This is a genomic window from Antarctobacter heliothermus, assembly GCF_002237555.1.
In the GTDB taxonomy this organism is placed as follows: domain Bacteria; phylum Pseudomonadota; class Alphaproteobacteria; order Rhodobacterales; family Rhodobacteraceae; genus Antarctobacter; species Antarctobacter heliothermus_B.
This window is the reverse complement of sequence record NZ_CP022543.1, coordinates 26,282-45,847: the sequence shown is the minus strand read 5'-3', so window position 1 is coordinate 45,847 and position 19,566 is coordinate 26,282. Positions and strand designations below refer to the sequence as shown.

Below are 19,566 nucleotides of genomic sequence, written 5' to 3'. Positions count from 1 at the left end.
TCTACTCCTTTTCTTCTCGTTTCAAGCGGTCCGGGACGCGGTGGCTTGCAAAGACATCGTCCTGCGTTTCCCGCACGCGCATCACTTCGACCTCTCCGTCCGGGTCGATCAGAACTGCGGCCGGACGTGGTACGCTGTTGAACTGCGTGGAAAAGACCTCGGCATACATCCCTGCGTCGAGCACAGCGAGCACATCCCCACGCCGCAGACGGGGCAAGGTCCGTCCCGCGCCGATCACCGAGCGGAAGCAGGTACTGCCAACGATCTCTTGCGACGAGGTCGGAGCATCATGCATTCGGTTCGCAGGCAGAATTTCATAGGTGAAGGCGCCGGTTTCTATTCTCATGAGGTCGTTCGTGCTGATATCGACGTTCACCCAGAGATAGCCGCAGTCCTCTTTGACTGACCCGACAGTGGTCAGCAGGACTTCGGCGTTGCCGCTGATATATCGCCCTGGTTCGACCCATAGCGCGGGCAGAGGGCCCATGGCCGGATCTGCCAAGGGCCCCAACGCACCGATCAGTGCATCGCAGGCGGCATTCGCTTGTTCCTCGACGCTTACCCAGTCGATCGGGGCACCACGCTGTTCCGGCTCACGTTCGCGCGCCCAGCCGCCGCCCAGGTCCAGAATGCGGGGCCGCAGGCTAAGAACGGTGCAGATTTGCAGGACCGCAGCCCCGAATTCTGCCGCAATGGCGGCAAACGCCTCGGGGCGGTTCGACAGGTGACCGATGTGAACCGAGAACCCCGCCAGGTCGATCCCGGGCATCCGTAGCAGCCGTTTGGCAATGTCGGTTGCGGCTTCGGGACTCAGACCCCACTTGGCACGTTTGGCCGAGGCGATGCCTTGGCCGTGTCGTTGGGTCGACCCACCCATGAACGGGCCCAGAGCCTCGGGCAGGACTTTCAGGCGCAGGTTCACGCGGGCCCGACGTCCTGTCTGCGACGCCCCATCGGCGATCATGTCGACCTCGTCGGCGTCGTCGATGTTGATCGTCACCCCGCGCGCGACCGCGACCCGGATCAGCTCGGCGCTCTTGTCGCTGCCGTTCAGGGCGACGCGCGCCGGGTCTGCGCCGCTGTCCAAAGTCGCCAGCAGCTCACCCATGCCGAAACAATCGCCACCCGCGCCAGCGCGTGACAGGAGGTGGCGAAAAGCGAGGGTGTTGTTGCTCTTGATCGCGTAAAGTATCCCGCTGGAGCCAGGCCATGCCGAGGCAAAGGCCGCACGGATCCGATCGAAGTTTGCAAGCAGCGTCTCTTCTACGCCAACCACTAGGGGCGAGCCGAAGCGCCCAAGCAGTTCAGTCGCAGCAACTCCACCGATATCGAGTATACCGTCGGTCCTCGCCGTCAGGCGATCACTGAATATCTCAACATCGGCAAGGGTTTCAGCCCCGGTCTTCACAACGCGACTCATGTCAGGGGACCGCCTGCGGCAAGGCGTTCGGGAACAACGTGATTGCGGAAAATTTCATCGTAGGCCTCGCGTCGGCGCACCAGGTCGACGCCGCCATCCGGTGCGACCATCACGCCTGCCGGCCTCGGCATCCCGTTGAACTGCGGCGCCAGCACCTCGGCATACATGCCAGCATCGGGGATGGCGACCACGTCTCCGCGTTGCAGATTCGGCATCGGGCGATCCGCCCCCAGGACCGAGGGAACGCAGGTCGGACCGACGATGGTGGCCTTGCCCGTGACCGGCGCAGTCATGCAGGAGGCAGGAAGGATGTGATACCAGCTGCGGCTTGTCTCGATCCGCATCAGAAGGTTGGTGCTTGCGTCCACGTGAACCCAGCGACGGTCGGCCTCTGACCTGATCGTCGTGACAGCCCCCAGCAACACGACTGCGTTGCCGACCAGGTAGCGGCCTGGCTCCAGCCACAGACAAGGCAGTTTACCATCGAGACCGTCCCGAAGGGCTGTGGTCATGGCAGCCACATAGGCATCTATGTCGTGGGTGTTGGCGGACGGCACACGCGACTCCGGCTCGCGCAGGCGAGGCCAGCCGCCGCCGAGGTCCAGCACGCGGGGCCAGAACCCGGTGCGACCACGCAGGGCCATCGCGAACCGAGCAATTTCTTCTCCGACAACCCCAAAGGCAGCAGGATCACTGGTGAACCGGCCCACATGGCTGGAATAGCCAAGAAGATCGAACTTGGGATCACACAGGAGCCTCGCGACAACTTCTGCCGCGGCATCCTCGGAGAAGCCCCACTTGGCGGCCAGCAAGCTTTCACTCGCGGTGCCGCCGTTCTTGAAGAAGCTGGCATCGAAGCGATCCAGCCCGAGTGGTGCAAGACGCAGCCGAATGTTAACCCGCACCGGCGACTCTGGCACGGCCAGACGCGACAGGACGTCTATCTCGTCCAGGCTGTCAATGTTGATCACTGAATTGCCCGCGACGGCCGCAGTCAGCGCCCGCTCGGTTTTGTCACTGCCATTCAGAAGGATGCGGTCCGTTGGGACGCCAGACTCGTGGGTTGCACGGTATTCGACATCGCCGAAACACTCACCGCCGACACCTTCCGAAGTTAGGATGGAGCGTATGGCGAGACAGTTGTTTGTCTTGATCGCATAGAAAAGCTCGGCGCCGGTTGGCCAGTGAAGGTCGAGGGCCCGCTGAAGGCGACGAACGTTGTCGCGGATCACCTGCTCGAGCGTGACGTAAAGCGGTGACCCATGCTCCCGAACCAACCTGTCTGCGGATATTCCGCCAAGCCTCAGCTGGCCTGTCTCGTCAATGGCCATGCCATCTGGGCGTCCGCCGATACCAGCCAGCCAGTTCGGTTCTGTTTCTTGCATGACTGCCTCGTGGGGCCGGGGCTGTCCGGCTTGGGGGGAGTAAGTTCGACCAACTCGGCCTCGCAGTTTCTGCGCGCGTCCGCGCCACTGGCGGACACCTGGAATATCGAGCCGCACCCCCGTTATGTCAACACTTTTTACAGAAACTGCCTTTTTGCCGAGAAGCGACGGAATCTCGGAGCCAAAAATTGCGGAAATTCGCCATTTTGTGGAAAATTTCACCTCGGCAAGGGATGTGAGATCAAAAAGTGTTGACAGAATTGCGATCTCTGCCCTTAGACTGAACGCAACACGACGGTTTCCTTCGTGGGGGCACGGCCCCTGCCCCACCCCGACAGAGCCTGAGCAGTGAAGATGTTTGATGAACGAAACCAGATGACGGACACGAAATTGAAACCGCAGGGAGTCAACAGCTTGGCGTCACCCGAAATGCTAAAGATCGAGAACGTCGGGCTACGCTATGGCGATGTGACGGCGCTGGACGAGATCAACCTTGATGTCTGCGCACGCGAGTTTGTCGCTCTGCTCGGGCCCTCGGGCTGCGGAAAGACGTCCTTGTTGCGCTCAATCGCCGGGTTCAATCTGCCGCAAGAAGGCCGCATCGTCCTCAATGGCAAGGATGTGGCAGATCTGCAGCCGCGCCAGCGCAACATTGGCATCGTGTTCCAGAACTACGCGCTATTCCCTCACATGACGGTGCGTAAAAATGTCGGGTTCGGACTGGAATGCCGGCGACTGTCGACAAGCGAGATCGACACGCGTTCCTTGGCGGCGCTCGACAAGGTGCGGCTGGCCGAATTTGCGGATCGTCGCCCGCGCGAGCTGTCCGGCGGGCAACAACAGCGCGTCGCGCTGGCCCGCGCAATCGCCTTCGAACCATCGCTTCTGCTGCTCGACGAACCGCTTGGCGCGCTCGACAAGCAATTGCGCAGCCGGATGCAGTTCGAACTGAAAGAGCTTCAGCGCAGCCTTGGTATCACCGCGATCTTCGTCACCCACGACCAGGACGAGGCCGTGGCGATGGCGGACCGCATCGTCGTCATGCGCGACGGCCGGATCCAGCAAATCGCAACGCCCTACGAGCTGTTCGCCCGCCCCGCGACCGCCTGGGTCGGAAAGTTCATCGACGCCGGCAACCTGTTGTCGGGCGAGGTTCGCGCCGACGGTGACCGCTGGTCCGTTCAACTTCCCGGCGGATTTACAGCCGGGGCGAAGGCCCCGACCGGTGTCGACCGGGCGCGCGCCAAGCTGCTGCTTCCTGCGCACCATCTGGAAGTGACGACGACGCCCGAGGCTACGCCCTATCGGGTGGTCTCAATCCGCCCGAACGGCATGGCGCTCGACCTGCTGATCGCCTGTGGCGAGCTGCAACTGCGCGCGCAGCTGCCGATCAACCGGCTGGGTGACTTCGATGTCGGAGATTCTGTCCGGCTGGCCGCGGCTCCCGGCGGCGGAACTTGGCTGCCCGACGACTGAGACCGGCCCCGGCCCAACGCACTAACCCTCGGATTATCCCATGACCATGGCCACCCAACCGCAAACAGCCAGTCGCCCGCGTCGCGCGGACGGGATGCGACTGCCGCCCCGCGGTCGGATGTCGACCCTGATGTCGCCCATCACGACCTTTTATGCGCTCTTCCTGCTGATCCCCTATTGCTACATCTTCTGGCTGAGCCTGACCCGCTACAGCTCGTCCCTGCTTTATGTGCCCGATCTGGGACTGCAGAACTATGTCGGTATCCTGACCGACGGCTACTACCTGGGCTTGCTGGCCCAGACGATCGGGCTGGGGCTGTTCGTCACGCTGGTCTCGTTGCTGATGGGCTATCCTCTGGCGATGCGGATCGTGGCCGCAGGCAAGACGGCCAAGTCGGTCCTGCTGATCCTGACAATGACGCCGCTGCTGGTGAACGTGGTGGTGCGCACCTACGCTTGGCTGGTGCTGTTGGGCGACAACGGGGTGATCAACAAGGTGCTGTCCTCGATCGGGCTGATCGACACGCCGCTACCGATCAACGGCAACTTCATCTCGGTGGCCATCGGCCTTGTCCACCTCAGCCTGCCGCTGATGGTCCTGAGCCTTGTCAGCGTGATGGAGAAACTGGACAAGGGCCTGTTCGAAGCCGGCGAAAGCCTGGGGGCCAGTACGCTGAAGATGCTGGTCCGGGTGCATATTCCATTGTGCATGCAAGGGATCGGCGCGGGCAGCCTGCTGGTGTTCTGCACCGTCATCAGTGCCTTCGTGACGCCGCAGCTTCTGGGGGGGAACCGCTTCTCGACGATCAGCACGATCATCTACCAGAAGTTCACCTTCTCGATGAACTGGCCCGTCGGGGCGGCCCTTGTCTTCGTGCTGCTGGCTCTGAACTTCGCCGTGATCATGCTGCACGGCTTTCTGTTCCGGGAGAAATGAGATGGTCCGCCGCATCATATCCGTGATCGCCCTACTTTCGATCGTCTTCTTGGTCGCGCCGCTGCTGATCATCGTCGGAAGCTCCTTCACCACGACCGACTTCGTGACCTTCCCGCCGCGCGGTTTCACCTTGCACTGGTATGTCGAGGCGATGTCGGCCGGCGGCTTCATTGACGCGCTGTTCGACAGCCTGATGATCGCGGTTGCCACCATGGCCGGTGCCGCGCTGATTGGCATCCCCACTGCTCTTGGGCTACGGATGGGCTCGACCCGGGCGCAGACAATCCTGCGCAGCATGGTCATGGCACCGTTGACCCTGCCAGCCATCGTGTCGGGCATCGCGCTGCTGCAGATCTATTATGCCTCGGGCCTCGACGCGCCGCTGGTCGGTATCGTCATCGGACATATCCTGATCACCGTGCCGTTCTTCATCCGCACCGTGGCCGCAGGGCTGGAAAGTGTGCCGAACTCGATTTTAGAGGCGGCCGAAAGCCTTGGGGCCAGCCGCACGCGGGTGCTGTTCCGGGTGCTGCTGCCATCCATCGTGCCGTCGATCTGCGCTGGACTGGCCTTCGTCTTCATCGTCAGCTTCGACGAGGTGACGATGTCGATCTTCTTCAGCAACCCCGAGATCATGCCGCTGCCGATCCGGATCTTCACCTATATCGAATTCTCGGTGGAACCCGTGATTGCGGCGATTTCCACCATCCTGATCCTCTCGGCCTTCGTGCTGGTGGCCCTTCTGCAGCGGGTCTTCGGGATCGACCGTGCCTTTGCCAAGTGACGAATCTTCCCTTCCCTCTCAAAAAACGGAGTTTTCCTGCCATGTCTTCCACATTCGATTTCAACCGCCGCACGTTCCTGGGCGGTGCGCTTGGCGCCACCGCCCTGCCGCTGCTTTCGACCCCTGCCATCGCGCAGGCGAAATCCAGGCTGCAATTCCAGTGCTTCGGCGGCGCTTACGAGGAAATCCTGCGCCAAGAGGTCATCCCCGACTTCGAAGCCAAGCATAACATCGAGGTGGTATTCACCGTCGAGGACGACGTGCAGATGCTGCCAAAGCTGATCGTTGCACGGGACCGCCCGGTCTATGACGTGGTTACGCTCGACAACCCGATTGCCTTCCAGGGCCAGCATCTTTGGCTGGACGACCAGTCCTCGAAGATGCCCAATGCCATGGATGTCTATGGCAGCTCGCTGCCGCCTCAGACCGCGAACTATGGCGCGATCGTCTATCAGTATGCGCTGGTGCACGACAAGTCGAAGCTGCCGACCGTCGAGTCCTGGATGGACCTTTGGACCAATGACATCGTTGTCGGCGTTCCGCATATCTCGCAGGCCTATGGCCTGACCTTCCTCTATATCGCAGCGGTACTGCACGGCGGCAGCGCCACCAATCTCAAGCCCGGGATCGAGGCGATCAAGAGCCTGAAGAAGTTCAAGGTCTACAAGAACGTGTCCGAAGGCCGCAGCATGTTCCAGCAACAGGAAGTCGACGCCGCGCTGTTCTACAGCCACCGTGGCCAGCAGTTGATCGACTCGGGCCTGAATCTGGCGCGCGCGACGCCGAAGGAGGGCCTGTGGGGTCAGCGCACCGGATACCAGATCCCGAAGACCTGCCAGAACGTCGAGGGCGCGATCGCTTGGGTAAACAACGCGCTTGGCGCGGAGTACCAGTCGAAGTTTCTCAAGGGCCTTTACAGCCCCACCAACAGCAAGGTCGAGGCCCCAGCAGAACTCGACTCCAAGCTCCTTATGGGCGCGGAGACGGTTAACGGCATCCGCGAGATGGATTGGAACGTTATCCTGCCGCAAAAGGATGAATTGGTCGACCTCTGGGTCCGCGAGATCGGCTGACCCACAACTAATACAGCCTCCGTCCCGGTGCCCTTCTCGGCACCGGGAAGCGAGCGCTGGGGTGCTGGCCGGCCACCTCCTGAGGTGAACAGGACGCGGCCAGGCCGCCCCGCACCCGCAACGCTGTCGACAGGGTCTTTAACCCGAGTGATGAACAGGGCAGCGTACAGATGCGGCGGCGCGGCAAACGCGTGCAGCTTGAGTTTCAGCGCCACATCCCGGAATCAACCTTGCGCGCCGCGTTGTACAAGCTCATGGAACAACACGGGAAATCATGAGTTTTCCAGTTGGCAAGACCATCGAAATCTAGGTTTGATCAACGCCTGATAATCCCGCTCGCGTTGCCCGTCATCCTGCCACTGCAGGCCGGGAAGTTGCAGGCCGTCAGCTGGGTGCGACAAGCGATGAGCCACCGCAGACGTGCAGAACCTGCCCCGTGATCGCTCCGGCGGGCGGGCTCAGCAGGAAGGCAACGGTTGCCGCGACTTCTTCGGGGCGGATCACACGGCCTATAGGGTTCTGCACGACGGCGGGTTCGCCTCGGGAAGGATCGGTAAGCATCGGTGTGTCCGTCGCACCTGGCGCCACGAGGTTGGCGGTGATCCCGCGCGGGGCGAGCTCCAGCGCCCAGCTGCGCACCAAACCGTTCAGAGCCGCTTTCGTGGCTGCATAGGCACCGCGACCCGGCCGACCCAGTGCACCACGGCTGGACAAGGCGACGATCCGTCCGCGCCCGTCCGGCAAGCGCGGAGCAAGGACGCGACCAAGGGTCATGGCCACGCCAACATGAAGCGCCCACATGCCGTCGGCCTCTGCTCGGCGGGCCTCGTCGATCCGTCCGGTCCGCACGATACCGGCTGAATGGACGATTCCGGTGACGCCTTCCAGTTCAGCCAGCGTGGTTTCCAGCGCGTCATCGTCCAGCAGGTCCAGTTGCCGGGCAGCGAAACCTTCGTGCGACAGTGCGGGGGCGGCGCGGTCCAGTCCAGTTACGCGCCAGCCCGCATTCAGAAGTGCAGTGCTGACTGCCAGACCGATCCCCGATGAGCTGCCCGTCACCACTGCGTGGCACGCCGTTTCAGTAGCATTCATGACACGTTCCCGGCGGAGGCACTCTTTGGCGGCACCAGCGGCAGGACGGTGTTCCCAAAAACCTCGAGCTCTTCCAGCATTGGAGAGAACCGCAACATGAGCAGATCGACGCCTGCCGCCTCGTAGGCGCGAATTCGTTCGGCCAGCAATTCGGGTGTGCCCACAAGGCCGGGGGCGAGGGCGCGCGCTGCGATGCTGGCAATGCGATCACGTTGGCCGTATTCCTCCAGTGCCTCGGCCTCACGCAGGGCCTCGGCCATGGTGGGGCGGCAGATGACATGGGCGCTCAAACCCACGCCCAGCTTCCGGCCATGGCCCTTGGCGCGGGCCTGCATCGCTGCAACATCGTCACGAAGACCGGCAAGGTTTTCCTCGAAGGCGTCACGACCTTCGGTCACGCCAGCGAACCAAGTGTCGCAGCGGCTGGCGGACATGTCGCGACTGGCCTCGGACCGACCGGCGGCATACAACTCCGGCCCACCCGGCCGCACCGGGCGGATGGGCAGGCTGCCTTCGTTCACCCTGTAGTAGGTGCCGTCGAAACGGAAATTTTCGTTGCTCCAGAGCCCTCGCATGACATCGACGAACTCGGTCAGCCGCGCACCACGTTCGGCCGGGTCATCCAGCCAGTTGCCGTTGCCGAACAGATCAATCTCTTCCTTCCACCAGCCGCCAATGACGTTCAGGCAAAAGCGCCCGCCACTGACCCGATCCAGCGATGCCCCCATCTTAGCGACCATTTGCGGCGTCACGACACCTGCATGGGCGGCGACCATCAGCCTGATTGCCGAGGTCCGCTGTGCCAGCGCCGAGGCCAGCACCCAGCTTTCCAGGTCCGGGCCTTGCAGCCGTTCGGCTATCAGCGTGACGTCAAAGCCAAAATCCTCCGCGCGGCGGATTACGTCCACGACGAATTCGAAGGACGCGTCGGCCATGCCTTGTCCTTTGCCAATGGTCTGCAAGTCGCTGACCGCGGCAGCCATGCGCGGTTCGTGGCGCACGACATGGGGCAAGGGGGCCCAGATACCATATTTCATCACGGGGTTCCTTCTGACGTTCTTGGCCGACTCGATCGGCACGGAGGGTGCGCAGGCGGAGCGAAAGGGAAGTGAAACCACCACGCGAACTGTCGGGCGCAATCTGCCGGGGCATTCATCATAGTGTCAACAAAAATGAACATATGCACGAAATTTCGGCCAAATTCAGGGAATATTGACCTCATTCGTGGCGATGACCGGCTTATGTCCCAAAAAGAGTTGACACTTTGATGGTTTGGCGATTTTCTTCCAGCAAGCCAACACGACACTGACCTGCAACAACCAAGCGAACGACACAGACATATGCCCCAAACCACGTTCCACGGCACACTCCCCTGCGGAGCCCGCGCATGACCACGTCCAGCCTAGAGGTTTCTGGCGTCGAGCTTCGGTATGGCACGTTTCAGGCGCTGAAGGGGATCGACCTGTCGCTGGACAGCGGGCAGTTTCTTGCGCTGCTTGGTCCATCTGGCTGCGGCAAGACCTCACTTCTGCGGTCAATCGCTGGGTTCGAGCGTCCACAGGCCGGGGCCATCGAGGTTGACGGCAAGGACATGATGCCCCTGCGCCCGCGCGAGCGGAACCTCGGCATGGTCTTCCAGCATTACGCCCTGTTCCCGCACCTCACGGCACTGGGAAACGTCGCCTTTGGACTGAAATGTCGCGGCACCCCGCGTGCCGAGCTGGCCGATCGGGCGACCATGGCTCTTGATCTGGTGGGGCTGTCGCACCTGGCGGACCGGCGGCCGCGCCAGCTTTCCGGCGGGCAGCAGCAGCGTGTGGCGCTGGCTCGTGCGCTGGTGATCGAGCCGAACCTGTTGCTGCTGGATGAACCTCTGGGCGCGTTGGATCGAAAGCTGCGGATCGAGATGCAGACCGAGTTGCGGCGCATCCAGCAACGGTTGGGGGTGACGGCAGTTTTCGTGACACACGACCAGGAAGAGGCCATGGCGATGGCCGACAAGATTGCCATCATGCGGGACGGGGTGATCGAACAGGTCGGTGGCCCGCAGGATATCTTTGCCGCCCCGGCATCGCATTGGGCGGCCGAGTTTATCGGCAGCGGCAACCTTGTCTGCGGTGCCCTGCGCCCGAACGGCAAAGGCGGGCTGGACCTAGACGGGGTGCCCGGTGTCGATCTGTCGGTGTCCGAGCAGGCCGCCACCGGACGGCTGCAGTCCGATGGGCGCGGCACCCTGTTCGTGCGGGCGGAAAAGCTGACCCTGACTGCACAGAACGAAGACGCGGTACCGGGCACGGCCCGCGTAACATCGCAACGCTATCTGGGTGTTCACTACGAGGTTCACGTGGAGACGGCGGTCGGCCCGGTCCGGGCGCTGGTCGCCCCCGAGAGCGCCAGCCAGTTGGAGGTGGGCCGCCCGGTCACCGTCAGCGCCGCCCCCGAACAAATCCATCTCTTACCCCTTCCAGACAAGGAGACAACATAATGCAGGATTTCACACGACGCGGTGCGCTTGGCCTGATCGGCGGAGCCACGGTTGCCGGCCTTGCAGCGCCTCGGTTGGCCCGCGCAGCGACTTCGCTGAACATCGGCACCTTCGGGGGGACGTATGAAAGCATCCTTCGCTCCTCGGTCATCCCCGGGTTCGAGGCGGCACATGGCGCTTCGGTGTCGCTGGAACTGGGAATTGGCAATACCTTCATTCCCAAGGTCATCGCTTCGCGCAACAACCCGCCCTTCGATGTCGTCTATGTCAATGAAGATGAGGCCATTTTTGGCGACACCGCCGGCCTTTGGGCCGATATCGACCCGGCCGAGATCCCGAACCTGGCCGATGTCTACGACATGGCAAAGCCGCCGGTCCTGCCGCAATACACCGCGATGATCTACGAGTTCGGGCTGGCCTACAATCCCGACAAGATGGACGCCCCCACCTCGTGGGAAGACCTTTGGCAGTCGGGCATCACCGTCGGCGTGCCGCATATCTCGGCCACCTACGGCATTATCTTCCTGATGATCGCCGCGCAGCTGAACGGCGGCGGGGCCGAGAACATGGCCCCCGGCTTTGAGAAGCTCAAGCAGCTCGATGACATGATGATCTACAAGGGCGTGACGGACGGCTTCGGCAAGTTCCAGCGCGGCGAGATGGACGCGGCACTGTTCTATACCCACCGCGTGCAGCTGCTGATGGATGACGGCATCAACCTGGCGCTCGCCACCCCCGAAGAGGGCACCTATGGCATGCGCACCGGCATGCAGATCCCGGCCCATGCCGCCAACATGGACATGGCCAAGGAATGGGTGAACACCGCGATGAGCCCGGATTACCAGTTGAGCTTTGCGCCCAAGCTGTACAGCCCCTCGAACAAGACGGTCGAACTGCCGGCCGAGCTGGCGGCCAAGCACGTCTACGGGGCCGACAAGATCAACAGCCTGCGCTTCGCGGACTGGGGCGTTCTGAACCCGCAGAAACCTGATCTGCTGGCCCAGTGGAACAAGGAATTCGCCAACTGATCCGGCGACACCGGCGGGCCGTCTTGCCCGCCGTCACTTGACAAAGACGCCGCGGGCCCCGGCCCCGGCGCCTCTTTCACGGAAAGTACGCACATGTCCGAAGCCCCCTCCATCGCTCTGAACCGTTCAGCGCCGCCAGCGAGGGATGCCGCCGCGATCGCCTCCCGCAAGGGACGGCGCAGGGACAGGATGCGGCGGTTGGGTCAGATGGCCCCGGTGTTGTTGCTGTATTTGGTCGGTATCGTGCTGCCCTACGTGGCGCTGGCCCGGATGAGCTTCAACCTCTACGACCCCATGTTCATCTTCCGTGAAATGTGGTCGCTGCAAAACTATGCCGACATCTTTGCCGAGCCCTATTACCTGACCGTGATCCTGCGCACGATCGCCTTGGGCGTCAGCGTGACCTTCTTTACGGTGCTGCTGGGCTATCCGCTGGCATGGAAAATCGCGCGCTCGGGCCCGATGATGCGATCAATCCTGCTGTCGATCGCCCTGTCGCCGTTGCTGATCAACTTGGTGGTGCGAACCTATGCTTGGCTGGTGATGCTGGGAGAGCAGGGCGTGTTGAACCAAGGCTTCTCGCTGCTGGGGTTGGGGCCTTATTCTCTGATCGGGGGGTGGTTTGCCGTCGTCGTTGGCATGGTGCACATGACATTGCCCTTCATGGTGCTGTCGCTGACCTCGGTCATGCAGTCGTTGCCCGGCCACCTGCTGGAAGCCTCAGAGAACCTCGGTGCAACCAGCCTGCGTACCTTCACCCATGTGATCTGGCCGCTGACCTTGCCGGGTGTCGGTGCAGGGGCCATCCTTGTGTTTTCGTTCACCATCAGTGCCTTCGTCACGCCTGCACTGCTTGGCGGAGGCACCGTCGCAACGGTGTCGACGCTGATTTACGAACAGTTCACCTATGCCCTGAACTGGCCTTTCGGGGCGGCGATGGTCTTTGTCCTGCTTGCGATGAACATGATCATGCTGGCGCTGCACGCGCTGCTGTTCCGCACTGGAGACTCCTGATGGCCCGCCGTTTTGTCGACTTCACCACTCTTCTTGTCGTCATCTTCCTGATGGGGCCACTGATCGTGATCATCGCCGGGTCGTTCACCGAAACGCCCTATGTCGCCTTCCCGCCCGAGGGATTCACGCTGAAGTGGTACCAGGCGCTGTTCCAGCGGCAGGACTTTCTGGAAAGCTTCATCGACAGCCTGTTGCTGGCGGGGCTTTCCACCGTCGTGGCCACCGTGCTGGGCACTCTGGCTGCCCTGTCCATCGCCCGGAAGGGCGAGGCGGGGCGAGAGTTCCTGCGCGGCTTCTTCATGCTGCCGTTGATCCTGCCCACCATCGTCACCGGCGTTGCGCTGTTCCAGTTCATGCGCACCTCGGAGATCGGCATGGCGCTGCTGCCGGGCAATTGGGCCGGGCTGTTGCTGGGCCATACGCTGATCACCATTCCATACGTTGTGCGGACGGTCGGCGCCTCGCTGGTGTCGCTGGATCCGTCGCTCGCCGAGGCGGCCGAGGGACTGGGCGCGCGCCCGTCGCGTGTCCTTTTCGGGGTCATCATGCCCGCGATCATGCCGGCGGTGATGGTCAGCCTGATCTTCTGCTTCATCCTTAGCTTCGATCAGGTAACGATCTCGATCTTCCTGTCGGGGCCTGACGTGACGACGCTGCCGATCCGTATCTACAACTACATCGAATTCGCCATCGACCCGATGATCGCCGCCGTCTCGGCCCTATTGATCCTATTTGCTTATGTCCTCGTCCTTGGACTGGAACGTACCGTAGGGTTGAACAATGCCTTTGGAAAGTGATGCCGTGAGCGGTGGGCGGCAGGCCGGGAAGGTGATCCTGATCACCGGGGCATCGGGTGACATTGGGCGTGCGATTGCCGAGAGACTGTCCTGCGAGGGGGCGTCGCTGGCGCTGCTGGACCTCGAGGCGCCGCTGGAGTTGGTCCGCAATCTACCGGGCCCGGCGCTGCCCATGGCTTGCGACGTCTCGGACGCGGCCTCTGTCGTGGCGGCAGTTGATGCTTGCGTGGCCAAGTTCGGGCGGTTGGACGGGGTGGTCAACAATGCCGCCACCGCAACCGAGGGCCTGCCCGTCACCGAACTGTCCCTCGACGCCTGGAACCGGACGCTGGCTGTCAACCTAACCGGCGCCATGCTGATTGCGCGCGAGGCCATTCCCCACATGCGGCGTCCCCAAAACGCAGGCGGCGTTATTCTGAACGTCGCCTCGCAACTTGGTCAGGTGGGTGCGGCTGGACGCGCGGCCTATGCCGTGTCGAAGGCCGGACTGATCCAGCTGGCCCGCTCGCTGGCCGTGGATCACGCGCAAGAGGGCATCCGCGCCCTCAGCCTGTCCCCCGGCGCGGTGCTGACCAGCCGGCTGGAGCGCCGCTATGGCTCGGCCGAGGCCGCCGAGGCTGCCCTTGGCGCGCGCTACCTGACCGGCCGGCTGGGTACTCCGCAAGAAGTCGCCGCCATGGCCGCGCATCTGCTGAGTGACGAGGCCGCCTTTATGACCGGCTGCGACGTGCTGGTGGATGGCGGCTACCTGGCTGTTTGACCAAATAGCCGTTGACCGGGCCTTATTCTTGGCGCGGCTCCAGCCCTTCAAGATAGGCGGCGACTTCATCGGTGGGGATGACGTCTGCGTATTTGCAGTTCAGGTCGAACAGGTTGATGGCGTGGCTTGCCTCGAACCGGTCAAAGGCGGTTTCCTCGGGGATTACCACCTTGAAGTTGAACGAATAGGCGTCCACCGTCGTCGCCCGCAGGCAACCCGAGGTGGTGCAGCCGGTCATGATCAGCGTGTCAACGTCCAGGAAGTTGAGGTGGCTCATGAAGATCGTGCCGAAGAAAGCCGAGGGTTTGCGCTTGCCGATCAGGATGTCCCGCGGCTGCGGCGCGAGCGGGGCGACCGTCTGAGTGGCGTGGCTCCCCTCGACAGAGGTCTTCTCTCCGCCTCGATGGCTTTTGCCGACCTGCACGCCGCTGTCGATCATGTCGGCCCGCCGTTCAGACACAGTGTAGAAAACTGGCAAGTTCTTGGCGCGCGCGATTTTCAACAGGCGTTCGATATGGGGCACGGCCTGCCAGCCCGCCTCGCCGCAGTGGGTGCGGTATTGCTTGACGCCTTCTTCTTGCGTCTCGCCCGGTTCATCGCCGGTAAAGTTGTACTGCACGTCGATGATGAACAGCGCCGGTCGGGTGCCGAATCCGCCTCGCTTGCCATAACCGGCCAGCTGAAAAATGCGTTTGTCCTTGTCGGTCAGGAACTTGTCCCAGATGCGTTCGCTCATGTGGATCTCTTTCAAAAAGCGGGTTTTAGTTGGCCCGGAATAGATATTGGCCGCCGGACTGGATGGCATCCTCGGCCAATGTGCCGTTTTCGGACAGGACAAGGCCCCGCAGCACCGTATGGGTTACCGCGCCCTTGAAGCGCATGCCCTCATAGGGCGAATAGTCCGAGTGCGACGGGAAGTCGGCGTGATGCACTGTGGTTTCCCTGTCGGGGTCGATAATGGCGAAATCGGCATCATGGCCCGGGGCAATGCGGCCCTTGCGGGGCAGTTTGTACAGCTCCGCGACATTGCGGCTGGTGGCCGCGGCCAGCGTCTCGATGGGGATGTCTCGCGCGAAATACCCCTCGCTGACCAGTGCCGGCCATATCTGACCGATGCCAGGGAACCCCGCCGAGGCCCGCCAGATATCTGGCCCCTTGGTGCCCCGCTTGCGCGCCACATGGTCCGAGCCGATTGTTTGGATCGCGCCATCGCGCACGCCCTCCCACAGACCGTCAACATCCTTGCGGCTGCGCAGTGGCGGGTTCACCTTGCCGAGATCCCCAATGTCCGAGTCGCGGCTGAGCGTCAGGTAGTGAATGCAGGTTTCGACGTTGATCGCGGGCCGGTCGGGGCGGCGCATGCCGCGGACCAGGTCCAGGCTTTCCACCGCCGACATGTGAACGATGTTCACCGGGCAACCTGCCTTTTCCCCGAAATAGGCGACGCGGAAGACGTTCTCGGTCTCCAGGAAGCCGGGGCTCTGGTCGTCCCAGGCTCCAAGATCCATGCGGCCTGCGGCTTTCACCGGCTCGCGGAACACCGGGATCACCTCGGTATTCTCGCAATGCACGCCGACGACGCCGCCGGGAACCTTTGCCCCGGCCTGGAGCGCGGCGAACAGCAACCCGTCGTCAACTTCTTCGAACCCTTTGGCGCGGCCCGTCTCGCCCTTGTACATCAGGTAAACCTTCAGCGAGGTCACGCCGAAGCGGCGCGCCAGGGCCGGGAACTCTTCCACGTGGCGACGGGCCGTGACGCCAAAGTGAAAGCCGAAGTCGATGGCCGAACGCGCTTCGCCCTCGGCACGCCAGGAATCGGTCATGTCGGCCAAGTTCTCGGACCGCCAGAAGGTCATCAGGCCGGTCACACCGGCAAGAGCGGCGGTGCGGCTCTCGGTGGTCCAGTCCTCGGCTTTTGCGCCAAAACCGATGTGTGTATGCGGGTCGATGGCGCCGGGTAGAATCCATTGGTCGGTGCAGTCGATCACCCGCTTGCCGGCGACGGCCTCTCCGGGCGCGAGGATGGCGGCGATGCGCCCGTTCGATACGGCAATGCTGCCGCGTTGAACGCCCTCGCGAGGAAAAACGATCTCTCCGTTCTTAAGAACCAGGTCAAAGCTCATCCTTTGGCGTCCCCTTGCATTGCAACCAACCGTTCACCGCTGTCGTTCCAGACGTGCTGGCGCAGGATCCGCGCGGGCGGAGCCTCTTCGATCTCGAACCAATCGACGAAGCGGATGTCCTCGAACGCGGTTCCATCGGGCCATTCCCCGTAAAGCGTACCGGTGATCATCACCCGGACGCACCCGTCGCTCCGCCAGGCGTCTCGGTTTTCGATATGCTTGCGCACCACGCGGTAGCGGCCCGAGGAATTGCGGATGATCTCGTCGATCCCGCTGAAACGGCGGCCACCGGGAAAGACGATCTCCATCGCGCCATCGGCCACCAAGGCACGCGCGGCTTTGATGTCGCGCGCCTCCATCGCCTGTAGATAGGCGACGGCGAGGTCGCTGGCCCAAGTCAGATCGCTGTTCATGGCTTGTCCTTTCCATGCGCCACCGCCGCGGGCAGAGATACGATCGAAGCAAAAATTCCCCCGGCGCGCAGCAGTTCGCGCTCGTGGGTGCTGGCGATGTCCAGGCGAACCTGAAAGCGGGTTCTGGTGCCGTCGGACGCGGTTGCGCAGACCGGGATCGGCGTGCCTTCTTCAAGCGCCGCCAGGAGGCCGGAGAAGTCGAAACGCTCGAAACCAGAAAGCCCCAGAGGACCGACACCTTGCCCGGGCGCAAAGGCCATCGGCAAAATCCCCATGCCAACCAGGTTGGACCTGTGGATCCTCTCGAAGCTTTCGGCAAGGATCGCGCGAATGCCCAGCAGCTTCGGCCCCTTGGCCGCCCAATCGCGGCTGGACCCCATGCCATAGTCACGGCCTGCCAGGACGATTGCGGGAAAGCCTTCCTGTTGCAACGCCTGTGCTGCGTCGAAGACTGTCGTAATCGGCCCCTCGGGCGTCAGCCGGGTCACGCCGCCTTCCTGCCCCCCGGCCAGCTGGTTCTTCATCCGTTGGTTGGCAAAGGTGACGCGGGCCATGAACTCGTGGTTGCCGCGCCGCTGGGTTACGGCATTGAAATTGGCAGGGTCTACGCCCCTGTCCAACAGGTAGCGGCCCGCTTGTGTGTCGGGCAGGATCTCGCCCGAGGGAGTGATGAAGTCGGTTGTCAGTGAATCTCCCGCCACGACCAGTGCTCGCGCAGCGTCCAGTCGGTCAGGCACCGGCTGCGCGGAAAGCTCGAAGAAGGGTGGGCGCTGAATATATGTCGATTTCGGGTCCCAGACGAAGACCGGGCCGGTGACACTGTCCAGTTCCTGCCAGTGCTGCGCGCCGTCATACAGGGTGGCATAGCTCTTGCGGAAGCGCTCGGGCTTCTGGCTTTCGCGGACTAGAGCTTCGGTCTCGACGTTGTCGGGCCAGATGTCGGCCAGCATGACAGGCTGCCCGGTGGCATCGGTTCCCAGTGGCTCGGTGGCGAAGTCGATATCGAGCCGCCCGGCCAACGCATAGGCCACCACCAGCGGTGGCGAAGCCAGGTAGGCGGCGCGGGCGGACTTGTGGATGCGGCCTTCGAAATTGCGATTGCCTGACAGGATGGCGGCACAGACCAGATCGTTTGCGGCGATGGTCTCGGCCAGACCGGGGGCGATCGGCCCTGACTTGCCCGAGCAGGTGGTGCAGCCAAAACCGACGATGTGGAACCCCAGCGCCTCTAGTGGCGGCAGTAGCCCGGCATCGGCCAGATAATCTTCGACCAGTCGTGACCCGGGCGCGAGCGATGTCTTGATCCCCGGTGGAACGCGAAGTCCCCGCTCCACTGCGTTGCGCGCCAGCAGCCCCGCCGCTAGCATGACCGACGGGTTCGACGTGTTGGTGCAAGAGGTGATCGCGGCGATCGTCAGGCTACCGTGCCGGAACGTGACTGGCTGTCCCTCGACCATCACCTGAACCTCGCGCTGCACCGTGTCGCAATCCAGCCCGAAGCCCTGAGGTCCGACCGGGGCAGTCAGGGCGTCGCGGAAGGCCTGCGGCACGTGGTCCAGCGCTACACGATCCTGCGGCCGCTTGGGGCCTGCCACGCTGGGGACGATACCGGCCAGGTCAATCTCGACCAGCTCGGAATACTCTGCAGGCGCTTCGTCCTCGCCGGCCCAAAGGTCGGTGCGCTTGGCATAGGCCTCGATCCGCGCCACTTGCGCAGGGTCTCGGCCTGAACTGCTGAGATAGTCCAGCGTCTGTGCGTCGATAGGGAAATATCCGCAGGTCGCACCGTACTCCGGTGCCATGTTGGCAATCGTGGCCCGGTCGGGCACCGTCAGGTTCCGGGTGCCGAGACCGCAAAACTCAACAAAGGCCCCCACAACGCCAACTTCGCGCAGGCGCTGCGTGATGGTCAGCACCAGGTCGGTGGTCGTGGCCCCTGGCCCAAGCGCCCCGGTCAGGTTGACCCCCACAATGCGAGGGATGCGCACCTCGTAGGGCAGGCCAAGCGCGGCGGCCTCGCCATCTATGCCTCCGACGCCCCAGGCCAGCATGCCGATGCCGCCGACCATGGTGGTGTGGCTGTCGCAGCCCAGAACGAACTCGGTGGTCAGGATATCAGGCAGCCCTTCGCGCGTGACCGGGGCCACGACCTGCGCGATGCTCTCCAGGTGGACCTGGTGAATGATCCCCGCCCCAGGCGGCACCACCCTCAGCCCGGCAAAGGCCTGCTGCGCCCATTTGAAAAAGGCGTATCGTTCGCCGTTGCGCCGGTATTCCTCGGCAATGTTGCGATCCTTGGCATTCGGATGCCCGGCCACATCGACGATTAGGGAGTGATCCACCACCAGCGTAACTGGCACGGCGGGCTCAACCCGCCCGGGGCTTTGCCCAGCCTGCACCAACACGTCCCTGGCGGCGGCAAGATCCATCAGCGCAGGCAATCCGCTTGAGTCGGGCAGCATGACCCGCGACACGGCCAGCGGCACCGCCAGTTCAGAGGCGTTCGGATGCCATCCAGCCAACGCGGCGACGTGCGCGTCCATTTCTTTGCCGCTTGCTGCCTGTGCGGCGACGTTCTCAAGCACGACCCTCAAGACGCGCGGTAGCGGTGCGCCCCTTGCGGCAATAAGGCTCGCAATGTCGACGACCAGAACGTCACCTTCCCCTGCGCCGTCCAGAAGACGCACAAGCGGAATATGGTCGCTCAGAGTCGCGCTGTTTTCAGTCATGCAAAATAGATAGACGTGGGCCTAAAAAGTGTCAACAGTAATACCAACAT

General features: G+C 63.0%; 17 protein-coding genes. 9 read left to right on the top strand and 8 right to left on the bottom strand.

Annotated features, from left to right (window positions below; translation table 11 throughout):
- Window position 1: 1 nt before the first annotated feature.
- Complete coding sequence (locus tag ANTHELSMS3_RS25230; RefSeq protein ID WP_094037774.1) at window positions 2–1,420, bottom strand: diaminopimelate decarboxylase family protein; 1,419 nt, start codon at window positions 1,418–1,420, stop codon at window positions 2–4.
- The gene (locus tag ANTHELSMS3_RS25225) at window positions 1,417–2,805 is read right to left on the bottom strand and encodes a diaminopimelate decarboxylase family protein (protein ID WP_094037773.1); all 1,389 of its coding nucleotides are present in this window, start codon (window positions 2,803–2,805) and stop codon (window positions 1,417–1,419) included. Before ANTHELSMS3_RS25225 ends, ANTHELSMS3_RS25230 begins: the two co-directional genes overlap by 4 nt.
- A gap of 354 nt (window positions 2,806–3,159) precedes the next feature.
- Here ANTHELSMS3_RS25225 and ANTHELSMS3_RS25220 point away from each other — a divergent pair, with 354 nt between their 5' ends.
- Genes ANTHELSMS3_RS25220 through ANTHELSMS3_RS25205 form a run of 4 tightly spaced genes read left to right on the top strand, consistent with a single transcriptional unit; the run spans window position 3,160 to window position 7,075 of the window.
- Window positions 3,160–4,281, top strand: coding sequence for an ABC transporter ATP-binding protein (locus ANTHELSMS3_RS25220; RefSeq protein ID WP_094037772.1), 1,122 nt, complete (start codon window positions 3,160–3,162; stop codon window positions 4,279–4,281).
- 40 nt (window positions 4,282–4,321) lie between these two features.
- Window positions 4,322–5,218 carry an ABC transporter permease gene (locus ANTHELSMS3_RS25215; protein WP_094037771.1) on the top strand — a complete coding sequence of 299 codons (897 nt, stop codon included), beginning with the start codon at window positions 4,322–4,324 and terminating at the stop codon, window positions 5,216–5,218.
- Window position 5,219: 1 nt separating this feature from the next.
- Entirely contained in the window at window positions 5,220–6,002 is a 783-nt protein-coding gene (locus ANTHELSMS3_RS25210; RefSeq protein ID WP_094037770.1) for an ABC transporter permease, read from the top strand.
- A 41-nt stretch (window positions 6,003–6,043) separates the two neighbouring features.
- Window positions 6,044–7,075: an extracellular solute-binding protein gene (locus ANTHELSMS3_RS25205; RefSeq protein WP_094037769.1), complete on the top strand. Its 1,032-nt coding sequence runs from the start codon at window positions 6,044–6,046 to the stop codon at window positions 7,073–7,075.
- 384 nt (window positions 7,076–7,459) lie between these two features.
- Here ANTHELSMS3_RS25205 and ANTHELSMS3_RS25200 read toward each other — a convergent pair whose 3' ends face one another.
- Together ANTHELSMS3_RS25200 and ANTHELSMS3_RS25195 are read right to left on the bottom strand one after the other, a co-directional pair.
- Entirely contained in the window at window positions 7,460–8,167 is a 708-nt protein-coding gene (locus tag ANTHELSMS3_RS25200; RefSeq protein WP_094037768.1) for an SDR family NAD(P)-dependent oxidoreductase, read from the bottom strand.
- Window positions 8,164–9,204 carry an LLM class flavin-dependent oxidoreductase gene (locus tag ANTHELSMS3_RS25195; RefSeq protein WP_157733670.1) on the bottom strand — a complete coding sequence of 347 codons (1,041 nt, stop codon included), beginning with the start codon at window positions 9,202–9,204 and terminating at the stop codon, window positions 8,164–8,166. Before ANTHELSMS3_RS25195 ends, ANTHELSMS3_RS25200 begins: the two co-directional genes overlap by 4 nt.
- Before the next feature lie 350 nt (window positions 9,205–9,554).
- On the opposite strand from ANTHELSMS3_RS25195, the gene ANTHELSMS3_RS25190 reads away from it, so the two are divergent.
- The 5 genes from ANTHELSMS3_RS25190 to ANTHELSMS3_RS25170 all read left to right on the top strand — a co-directional run bounded on the left by ANTHELSMS3_RS25190 (window position 9,555) and on the right by ANTHELSMS3_RS25170 (window position 14,251).
- Window positions 9,555–10,652 (top strand): ABC transporter ATP-binding protein, encoded by a 1,098-nt coding sequence (locus ANTHELSMS3_RS25190; RefSeq protein WP_094037766.1) that lies wholly within the window; start codon window positions 9,555–9,557, stop codon window positions 10,650–10,652.
- On the top strand, window positions 10,652–11,680 hold the full coding sequence (locus ANTHELSMS3_RS25185; protein WP_094037765.1) for an extracellular solute-binding protein: 1,029 nt from the start codon (window positions 10,652–10,654) through the stop codon (window positions 11,678–11,680). Before ANTHELSMS3_RS25190 ends, ANTHELSMS3_RS25185 begins: the two co-directional genes overlap by 1 nt.
- A gap of 93 nt (window positions 11,681–11,773) precedes the next feature.
- A complete protein-coding gene (locus ANTHELSMS3_RS25180) occupies window positions 11,774–12,694 on the top strand; it encodes an ABC transporter permease (protein WP_094037764.1) in 921 nt (306 codons plus the stop codon).
- Complete coding sequence (locus tag ANTHELSMS3_RS25175; protein WP_094037763.1) at window positions 12,694–13,491, top strand: ABC transporter permease; 798 nt, start codon at window positions 12,694–12,696, stop codon at window positions 13,489–13,491. Before ANTHELSMS3_RS25180 ends, ANTHELSMS3_RS25175 begins: the two co-directional genes overlap by 1 nt.
- Window positions 13,475–14,251: an SDR family NAD(P)-dependent oxidoreductase gene (locus ANTHELSMS3_RS25170; RefSeq protein WP_094037762.1), complete on the top strand. Its 777-nt coding sequence runs from the start codon at window positions 13,475–13,477 to the stop codon at window positions 14,249–14,251. Before ANTHELSMS3_RS25175 ends, ANTHELSMS3_RS25170 begins: the two co-directional genes overlap by 17 nt.
- Window positions 14,252–14,273: 22 nt before the next feature.
- Here the strand turns inward: ANTHELSMS3_RS25170 and ANTHELSMS3_RS25165 are convergent, their stop codons facing one another.
- The 4 genes from ANTHELSMS3_RS25165 to acnA are packed head-to-tail and all read right to left on the bottom strand — an operon-like array spanning window position 14,274 to window position 19,516.
- The gene (locus ANTHELSMS3_RS25165; protein ID WP_094037761.1) at window positions 14,274–14,987 is read right to left on the bottom strand and encodes an isochorismatase family protein; all 714 of its coding nucleotides are present in this window, start codon (window positions 14,985–14,987) and stop codon (window positions 14,274–14,276) included.
- 25 nt (window positions 14,988–15,012) lie between these two features.
- A complete protein-coding gene (locus tag ANTHELSMS3_RS25160; protein ID WP_094037760.1) occupies window positions 15,013–16,374 on the bottom strand; it encodes a dihydroorotase in 1,362 nt (453 codons plus the stop codon).
- The gene (locus ANTHELSMS3_RS25155) at window positions 16,371–16,787 is read right to left on the bottom strand and encodes a nuclear transport factor 2 family protein (protein WP_094037759.1); all 417 of its coding nucleotides are present in this window, start codon (window positions 16,785–16,787) and stop codon (window positions 16,371–16,373) included. The genes ANTHELSMS3_RS25160 and ANTHELSMS3_RS25155 overlap by 4 nt, the downstream gene beginning before the upstream one ends.
- Window positions 16,784–19,516 carry an aconitate hydratase AcnA gene (acnA, locus tag ANTHELSMS3_RS25150; RefSeq protein ID WP_094037758.1) on the bottom strand — a complete coding sequence of 911 codons (2,733 nt, stop codon included), beginning with the start codon at window positions 19,514–19,516 and terminating at the stop codon, window positions 16,784–16,786. Before acnA ends, ANTHELSMS3_RS25155 begins: the two co-directional genes overlap by 4 nt.
- Window positions 19,517–19,566 lie beyond the last annotated feature (50 nt).

Coding starts and splice junctions, on each gene's coding strand:
- ANTHELSMS3_RS25230 (WP_094037774.1), bottom strand. CDS start 1,420: ATGAGTCGCGTTGTGAAGACCGGGGCTGAAACCCTTGCCGATGTTGAG.
- ANTHELSMS3_RS25225 (WP_094037773.1), bottom strand. CDS start 2,805: ATGCAAGAAACAGAACCGAACTGGCTGGCTGGTATCGGCGGACGCCCA.
- ANTHELSMS3_RS25220 (WP_094037772.1), top strand. CDS start 3,160: ATGTTTGATGAACGAAACCAGATGACGGACACGAAATTGAAACCGCAG.
- ANTHELSMS3_RS25215 (WP_094037771.1), top strand. CDS start 4,322: ATGACCATGGCCACCCAACCGCAAACAGCCAGTCGCCCGCGTCGCGCG.
- ANTHELSMS3_RS25210 (WP_094037770.1), top strand. CDS start 5,220: ATGGTCCGCCGCATCATATCCGTGATCGCCCTACTTTCGATCGTCTTC.
- ANTHELSMS3_RS25205 (WP_094037769.1), top strand. CDS start 6,044: ATGTCTTCCACATTCGATTTCAACCGCCGCACGTTCCTGGGCGGTGCG.
- ANTHELSMS3_RS25200 (WP_094037768.1), bottom strand. CDS start 8,167: ATGAATGCTACTGAAACGGCGTGCCACGCAGTGGTGACGGGCAGCTCA.
- ANTHELSMS3_RS25195 (WP_157733670.1), bottom strand. CDS start 9,204: ATGAAATATGGTATCTGGGCCCCCTTGCCCCATGTCGTGCGCCACGAA.
- ANTHELSMS3_RS25190 (WP_094037766.1), top strand. CDS start 9,555: ATGACCACGTCCAGCCTAGAGGTTTCTGGCGTCGAGCTTCGGTATGGC.
- ANTHELSMS3_RS25185 (WP_094037765.1), top strand. CDS start 10,652: ATGCAGGATTTCACACGACGCGGTGCGCTTGGCCTGATCGGCGGAGCC.
- ANTHELSMS3_RS25180 (WP_094037764.1), top strand. CDS start 11,774: ATGTCCGAAGCCCCCTCCATCGCTCTGAACCGTTCAGCGCCGCCAGCG.
- ANTHELSMS3_RS25175 (WP_094037763.1), top strand. CDS start 12,694: ATGGCCCGCCGTTTTGTCGACTTCACCACTCTTCTTGTCGTCATCTTC.
- ANTHELSMS3_RS25170 (WP_094037762.1), top strand. CDS start 13,475: ATGCCTTTGGAAAGTGATGCCGTGAGCGGTGGGCGGCAGGCCGGGAAG.
- ANTHELSMS3_RS25165 (WP_094037761.1), bottom strand. CDS start 14,987: ATGAGCGAACGCATCTGGGACAAGTTCCTGACCGACAAGGACAAACGC.
- ANTHELSMS3_RS25160 (WP_094037760.1), bottom strand. CDS start 16,374: ATGAGCTTTGACCTGGTTCTTAAGAACGGAGAGATCGTTTTTCCTCGC.
- ANTHELSMS3_RS25155 (WP_094037759.1), bottom strand. CDS start 16,787: ATGAACAGCGATCTGACTTGGGCCAGCGACCTCGCCGTCGCCTATCTA.
- acnA (WP_094037758.1), bottom strand. CDS start 19,516: ATGACTGAAAACAGCGCGACTCTGAGCGACCATATTCCGCTTGTGCGT.